This window comes from Paenibacillus forsythiae T98 (assembly GCF_000520735.1).
GTDB classification, from domain to species: Bacteria; Bacillota; Bacilli; order Paenibacillales; family Paenibacillaceae; genus Paenibacillus_AQ; species Paenibacillus_AQ forsythiae.
In genome coordinates, this window is record NZ_ASSC01000182.1 from 1 (window position 1) to 6600 (window position 6600).

At 53.4% G+C, this 6600-nt stretch carries 7 protein-coding genes; 2 read left to right on the plus strand and 5 right to left on the minus strand.

What is annotated here, in order from left to right; genetic code table 11:
- From L692_RS0106655 to L692_RS0106665, 3 genes are all read right to left on the minus strand, one after another.
- On the minus strand, positions 1 to 930 hold a 930-nt coding region (locus tag L692_RS0106655; protein WP_025698304.1), incomplete at its 3' end, for a stalk domain-containing protein.
- Between the two features lie 269 nt (positions 931 to 1199).
- The gene (nspC, locus tag L692_RS0106660) at positions 1200 to 2339 is read right to left on the minus strand and encodes a carboxynorspermidine decarboxylase (protein WP_025698305.1); all 1140 of its coding nucleotides are present in this window, start codon (positions 2337 to 2339) and stop codon (positions 1200 to 1202) included.
- A gap of 8 nt (positions 2340 to 2347) precedes the next feature.
- Entirely contained in the window at positions 2348 to 3547 is a 1200-nt protein-coding gene (locus tag L692_RS0106665) for a saccharopine dehydrogenase family protein (protein ID WP_025698307.1), read from the minus strand.
- Positions 3548 to 3949: 402 nt separating this feature from the next.
- Here L692_RS0106665 and L692_RS27955 point away from each other — a divergent pair, with 402 nt between their 5' ends.
- Positions 3950 to 4267 carry a VOC family protein gene (locus tag L692_RS27955; protein ID WP_051503449.1) on the plus strand — a complete coding sequence of 106 codons (318 nt, stop codon included), beginning with the start codon at positions 3950 to 3952 and terminating at the stop codon, positions 4265 to 4267.
- A gap of 574 nt (positions 4268 to 4841) precedes the next feature.
- Here L692_RS27955 and L692_RS0106675 read toward each other — a convergent pair.
- Both L692_RS0106675 and clpP read right to left on the minus strand, forming a co-directional pair.
- A complete protein-coding gene (locus L692_RS0106675; protein WP_025698309.1) occupies positions 4842 to 5048 on the minus strand; it encodes a hypothetical protein in 207 nt (68 codons plus the stop codon).
- Positions 5049 to 5068: 20 nt separating this feature from the next.
- Positions 5069 to 5650: an ATP-dependent Clp endopeptidase proteolytic subunit ClpP gene (clpP, locus tag L692_RS0106680; RefSeq protein ID WP_025698311.1), complete on the minus strand. Its 582-nt coding sequence runs from the start codon at positions 5648 to 5650 to the stop codon at positions 5069 to 5071.
- 213 nt (positions 5651 to 5863) lie between these two features.
- Here clpP and L692_RS0106685 point away from each other — a divergent pair, with 213 nt between their 5' ends.
- Complete coding sequence (locus L692_RS0106685; protein WP_025698313.1) at positions 5864 to 6586, plus strand: RNA polymerase sigma factor; 723 nt, start codon at positions 5864 to 5866, stop codon at positions 6584 to 6586.
- The last annotated feature ends 14 nt before the right edge of the window (positions 6587 to 6600 follow it).

Genomic DNA, 6600 nt, shown 5'->3' on the forward strand with positions numbered 1-6600 from the left:
GCTGTTGAGCGGATGCAGGGCAATGCCGAGCTTAAGCCCCTGTGCCCGGGCTTTGCCTGATACATTCTTGACAAAAGCGTTATAATCCGAGCGCGCCTTCGCCTTGTCCCCGGTCAGTCCGAGACCTTCCAGATCCAGCATAATGCCCTTGAAGCCTTTCTGGACGGCGGTGTCCACAATACTCGCTACCGTCTGCTCCTGAAGATTCTTGTCCTCCAGATTCTTCGTCAGCTCCAGCTTGTCATCCCCGGAAAAGACCATAAAATAAGGCGTCTGTCCGCCGGAGGCTGCATTCTGCACGATGGACTCAGGCGTTACGTCACCTGCCGCCTTTGGCCAATAGAAGTCCGCGCCCGCCGTAGTAAAATGTCCATCCTTGTCAATCCTGCCCCATCCGAACGCGACATCATCCAATCCGGGAAGCAGGGCATATTCGCTGTAGGAAGACATCGCATAGAAGCCCAGCGTATATAAATCTTTCTTCGGTGAAGTGATGGCAACCGTCTTCTGAGACGAATTCCACGACACCTCCGCGCCGAACTGCTCGCTGAAGAAGCTCAGCGGAATCATCGTCGTGCCGCGAAGCGTCTGGGGCGCTACCGCCAGCTTCACGGAACCGCCGTTCACCAGCGCGGTCTTGCTGCTAAGTGTCAGAACAACCTTCTTCACCCCCGTCTTATCCGTTCCGGAGGCGGAAATTCTCTTCGCGCTCTGATTCCACTCTACCGGAATGCCAAGCGCTTCCGAAATCACCCGGAAGGGCACCATCGTTGTACCGTTTATCACCACAGGCTCCACCGGAAACGGCAGCGGATAGCCGTCCAGCATAATATTCACGCCTCCCGCTGCCGAAACGGTCCCGGGCGTGTAAGCGGGCGCGCTGCCCAGCAACAGCGCTCCGCACAGCAGAAGCTTTCCCCAATTCTTCATTTGTCCTGTCTCCTGTTCTCTCAAAACTATGATTCCTGTCTATGAATGCTCCACTCTTATAACGCATCCGGCAGACAATAGGTTGCTCTAATCAGAGGCAACTCTATTGAGTTTACCAATAATTGATAGAATAATCCAGAAATGATAGGCTTTGAGCGTAACGGCAGGCGTCACCCCCTATGACTATTGCATGCAAAAAGGCAGCCAGCGGCTGCCCTTCTCACTAATGCAGATATTGAATTGCGGTGCTATATTGTTTCGCCTGAGCCTTACGACAACCGGCCGCTGTAATCCTCATAGCCGAAGGTCCGGATCACCTTGATGCCCTCATCTTCGTTGTAGGACACGATCGAAGGCAGGTTGACGCCGTTGAACATATGGTTCTTGACCATCGAGTAATGCGCCATGTCGAGGAATACGAGACGATCGCCGTTCTTCAGCGGCTGTTTGAAGGAATAATCGCCGATAATGTCCCCTGCGAGACAGGTCAGTCCACCGAGGCGGTACGTATGCTCATACTCGTTCGGCTGCCCCGCACCTATGATGTTCGGCCGGTAAGGCATGGCCAGCACATCGGGCATATGGCATTCCGCCGAGGTGTCGAGAATGGCAATTTCCATGCCGTTCTTGACCACGTCCAGCACTGTCGCCACCAGATATCCGGTATTCAGGGCGATGGCTTCGCCCGGTTCCAGGTAAATCTGGAGGTTGTATTTTTCCTTCATATATAAAATACAGCGCACAAGCGTCTCCACATCGTAATCGGGACGCGTAATATGATGCCCGCCGCCGAAGTTGAGCCACTTCATGCCTTTCAAATATGGACCGAATTTCTCGTCCACGACCTTGATCGTCCGCTCCAGTGTATCCGAGTTCTGCTCGCACATCGTATGGAAATGCAGGCCTTCGATGCCGTCCAGGTCCTCCGGCCGGAAGTTATCCAGCGTCACGCCCATTCTGGAATTGTTGTAGCAGGGATCGTAGAGCGGAATCTCGATTTCGGAATACTCGGGATTCACGCGGATGCCGCAGCTGATATGCTTCGGAGCGCTTTGCGCCTTATCCTTAAACCGGTTCCACTGGTCGAAGGAGTTAAAAACGATGTGATCGCTATACTTCATCAGCTCGTCAAATTCCGAGTCCACATACGCCGGGGCGTAGGCGTGAACCTCCTTGCCCATTTTCTCATAGCCGAGACGGGCTTCGAACAGGGAGCTGGAAGTGACGCCTTTCAGATATTTCCCCACCAGCGGATAGAGCGCATGCATGGAGAAGCCTTTTTGGGCCAGCAGAATATGCGCGCCCGTACGCTCCTGAACGGAGTTCAGAAGCTCAAGATTTTTGACTAGAAGCCTTTCGTCTACAACATAACTTGGTGAAGGAACCGCGCTGAAATCAATCTCTTTCATTGGCTCTCCTAGTCCAGCAGCGTCGGCGAGAAGTCTTCCTGCCATGGCAGCCCTTTAGTGTTGAGCAGCTCCATGAACGGGTCCGGGTCCAGCTCTTCCACATTGTATACGCCCGGCTTCATCCAGGTGCCCTTGATCATCAGCATGGCGCCGATCATGGCCGGCACGCCCGTCGTGTAGGAAATGGCCTGGGAGCCGACTTCACGGTAACACTCCTGATGGTCGCACACATTGTAGACATAGTAGTTCTTCGGCTCGCCGTTCTTGGTACCCTGAGCGATAATACCGATGTTCGTCTTGCCCTTCGTTCTTGGTCCGAGGGAGGCCGGGTCCGGCAGAACCGCCTTCAGGAATTGCAGCGGAATGATCTCCTTGCCTTCGAACAGAATCGGCTCGATAGAGGTCATGCCAACGTTCTCCAGCACCTTCAGGTGAGTCAGGTAGTTCTGGGAGAAGGTCATCCAGAAGCGGATTTTCTTGATTCCCGTAATATTTTTAGCCAGAGACTCCAGCTCTTCATGATACAGCAGATAAATATCCTTCAGTCCGATTTCCGGCAGGTCGTATACCTTCTTCTCGGAGAGCGGCGGCGTTTCGATCCATTCACCGTTCTCGTAGTAGCGTCCGTTCGCGGTAATTTCACGGATATTGATCTCCGGGTTGAAGTTGGTCGCGAAAGGATAGCCGTGATCGCCAGCGTTGGCATCCACGATATCGATGGTATGAATTTCGTCAAAATAGTGCTTGAGCGCATAGGCCGAGAATACGCCGGTTACGCCCGGGTCAAAGCCGCAGCCCAGCACAGCCATAATGCCGGCTTCTTCGAATTTCTTCTTGTACGCCCACTGCCAGCTGTATTCGAATTTCGCCGTTTCCGGCGGCTCGTAGTTCGCGGTATCCAGATAGTGCACGCCCGTTGCAAGGCAGGCATCCATAATGGTCAGATCCTGATAAGGAAGCGCGACGTTAATCACGACGTCCGGACCAAAGCTTTTGATGAGCTGGATAACCTCGTCGGTATTGTCCGCGTCAACCTGGGCCGTCTGGATTTTCGTGCGGCCTCCGTCCAATTTATTTTTCAAAGCTTCACATTTCTCGACTGTTCTGCTCGCAATACAGATCTCCTCAAAAACATCCGGGTTCTGGCAGCATTTATGAACAACAACGCTTGCGACGCCGCCAGCGCCGATAATTAACGCTTTTCCCAAAATGAATGACCTCCTTAAGTAAAAAATCAACAACGCTGATTATACATAACATGATATAAATAATCAATAAAAATCGACGAATACCGTGATAATTTTACACAAACGGTGACTTTCCTTGGAAATCCTCAAAAATTCATGATAATCCTCCGTTTTTCACCGCTTTAAAACGATAAAATCGACAGACATCCACAGTGTAGCTATACCCTTTTTCCCGAGAAATAAACGGCGCCCAAGGAAGAACCGCCGCCGCTGACCACGCAAGAAACGGAGCAATCTATTCATTGTATCACAGTAGTCATCAAGATCAAGCAACGTGCATATGCCGCCCGGAAATGACGCTTTTTCGGGGACGAGCCGGGACAGTCTCCGCTGGAAGGAGCGCCGGCCGAGCAGCAGCTCGGTATGCCGCCAAGCGGCCGGATCGTCCGCATCCGGCTGCTCCAATTCCCGCCGGGACCGGGAGTAGAGCTGTTCCAGACAGAACATGCGTCTCACGAGCCGCCCGAGCGGATCGCCGATTACGGTCTCCAGCACCTGGCGCTCTACACGGACGATATTCAGGCGGCGGCGAAACGATTGGAGATGGCTGGAGGCACACTCTTGTCCGGGCCGCATCCGCTGGCGGGAATCGACAGCGGCCAAGGCAACTGCGGGCTATATGCCAGAACGCCCTGGGGCATGCTTATTGAACTGATCGCTTATCCTGCTGGCATACAATAAGATGAACCTAATACTTTTCTATCAGATATCAGTCGTAACTACGAGGAATGTTTGGACTTTCGGTCGCTGTTGTCCCCAGATTTCTTGGATAAACCGCTCTTCGCGGATGAAATCCGGAGACAAAGGCGATCGCTATCTCTCCTACAGTTCCAAACTTCCCCTTCGTTCCTTCTTCTCCAATTGTCTTTTTTTCAAGTTCATCTTATATAGGTGGAAAAAGCGGAGCTAATTGACCCAAAACCAAGGCTCAGCCCAAATTAGAAGGAAATCCTCCATCTAAATCGGGAGAGAATGGCCTGAGCTTCCCCTTATGTCGAGATATAGAGGGAGTTTTTCCGCCTATCGCTGCGAATAAGCCCCAAACCAGAGAATTAAAGGGAGGATTTCCCTTTACTTTGTGGCGAGACATTCCTTCACAACTTGTTCAGGAACGAGTCGTCGCACACGTTTTCGCATCGAATCGCCCGATTATCTATTGCGCGGTTCCTGTATCTATAAAGTAAAGGACCCCTCTCCCGCTTTAGCTGGAGAATGGGTCCTTTTGGCTCCCGCGTTTCCTAAATCGAACCGGCCCTTACTGCCCGAAGCCCATCTTCGGACGCTGGCGCTCCTTCGTATCCAGAGCCACCGACCGGACGGATGACACCGGAACATAGTGCAGCTGATACTCGGTCTTGTACTTGATGAATTTTTCGTCCGCCTTCTCCAATACGCCGTCGCTCAGACAGGAGCCGTCCAGAAAATAGATCGTTACTTTCTCGCCCTGCAGTGCAGATAACATGCCCTGTTCCTCCCTCTCCCTCATAAATGGGTAATGATGGTGTCGATGATGCCGTACTCCAGCGCTTCCTCGGCAGTCATGAAATAATCCCGGTCCATATCCTTCGCGACCTTCTCCATCGGCTGACCGGTCCGCTCCGAGGTGATGCGGACGATTCTTTCCCTCACCTGCAGGATGCGCTTCGCGCTGATCGCGATATCGCTGGCCTGCCCCTGCGCCCCTCCGTGCGGCTGATGGATCATAATTTCGCCATTCGGGAGACAGCAGCGCTTGCCGGGCGCTCCCGACAGCAGCAGAAAAGCGGCGAACGAAGCCGCAAATCCGGTACAAATCGTATTTACCTGCGGCTTGATCAATTGAATCGTATCATAAATCCCGAAGCCTGCGGAAGTGGAGCCTCCCGGACTGTTGATATACATATAGATATCCTTCTCGGGGTCCTCCGCCGCCAGGAACAGCAGCTGTGCGATAACGCTGTTGGCCAACTGGTCGTCGATAGCCGCGCCCACGAATACAATCCGGTCTTTCAGCAGCCTGGAATAGATGTCGTACGTCCGTTCACCCCGGCCCGTCTGCTCCAGCACATAAGGAATATAGCTCATTTTGATTACCTCCGGCTTATCATTTTGGTCGTACCTATCCCGCAAACGATTGAAGGGTCCGAAAAGATACGGGTAGAGGCTTGGAAATCATCTCCTTTAAATCCATGGATGGCTTCGGACAAAAAACATTTTGCGCCGCGTATCGTTTAAGCTCCATTATTCGTTTACACTGGGAAAGAAAGAATGACTGAGGATGATTAAGGAGGCGGTCCTATGCTTACGCCAAAGCGCACAAATACCGAAACTGTTGCGAATATGAACGGTATCGTTCACCTGCAGGCTGTTCTGAAACGGTACTGCCTGTCATTGACCGGGTCGAGCTGGGAAGCCGAAGAGCTGGCGCAGGATGCGTGGCTGAAAGCGCTGGAGGCCTTGAGAGGCGGGCATGGGAATCCGGAAGCGCTCCTGCTGCGGATCGCCAAAAATTCATGGATCGATGCCGGACGGCGAAAAACCGTGCTGAAGCGGATATTGCAGCAATCTAATGAAGCGAAATATATGGAGCGGGAGAACAACGGGGATTTTGAGGCCGAAATGGTCTTTCAGGCGATGATCAAGCATTTGTCTCCGCTGCAGAGGGCCGTGTTCCTCATGAGGGAGGTGCTGGATTATACCTCGGCGGAAACGGCGGAGCTGCTGGACACTACGGAAGGCGCCGTCAAAGCGGCGCTGCGCCGCGCCCGGCTGGCCATCCCCGCCGTCAGAGAGGAACTGGCGGCTGACGGCCCGGCGCTTCCGGGAGACGAGAGCTTCCGCGCTCTTCTGGAACAAATGGCGGCCGCATACAAGCGGGGCCAAATCGCGGAGCTTATCGAGCTGGCACGACAAGGCGGTGAAGCGCCGGGCGCCGTCCTCGCAACCGGACGGATGCAGAGCGTCAAGCCTTACAGCGTGAATGCAGGCTCGCACAATCCCGAAATGCGTATGGCGGCATAACTCGCAGCCCCGCC

Coding starts and splice junctions, on each gene's coding strand:
- nspC (WP_025698305.1), bottom strand. CDS start 2,339: ATGAAAGAGATTGATTTCAGCGCGGTTCCTTCACCAAGTTATGTTGTA.
- L692_RS27955 (WP_051503449.1), top strand. CDS start 3,950: ATGCCGCCAAGCGGCCGGATCGTCCGCATCCGGCTGCTCCAATTCCCG.
- L692_RS0106675 (WP_025698309.1), bottom strand. CDS start 5,048: ATGTTATCTGCACTGCAGGGCGAGAAAGTAACGATCTATTTTCTGGAC.
- clpP (WP_025698311.1), bottom strand. CDS start 5,650: ATGAGCTATATTCCTTATGTGCTGGAGCAGACGGGCCGGGGTGAACGG.
- L692_RS0106685 (WP_025698313.1), top strand. CDS start 5,864: ATGCTTACGCCAAAGCGCACAAATACCGAAACTGTTGCGAATATGAAC.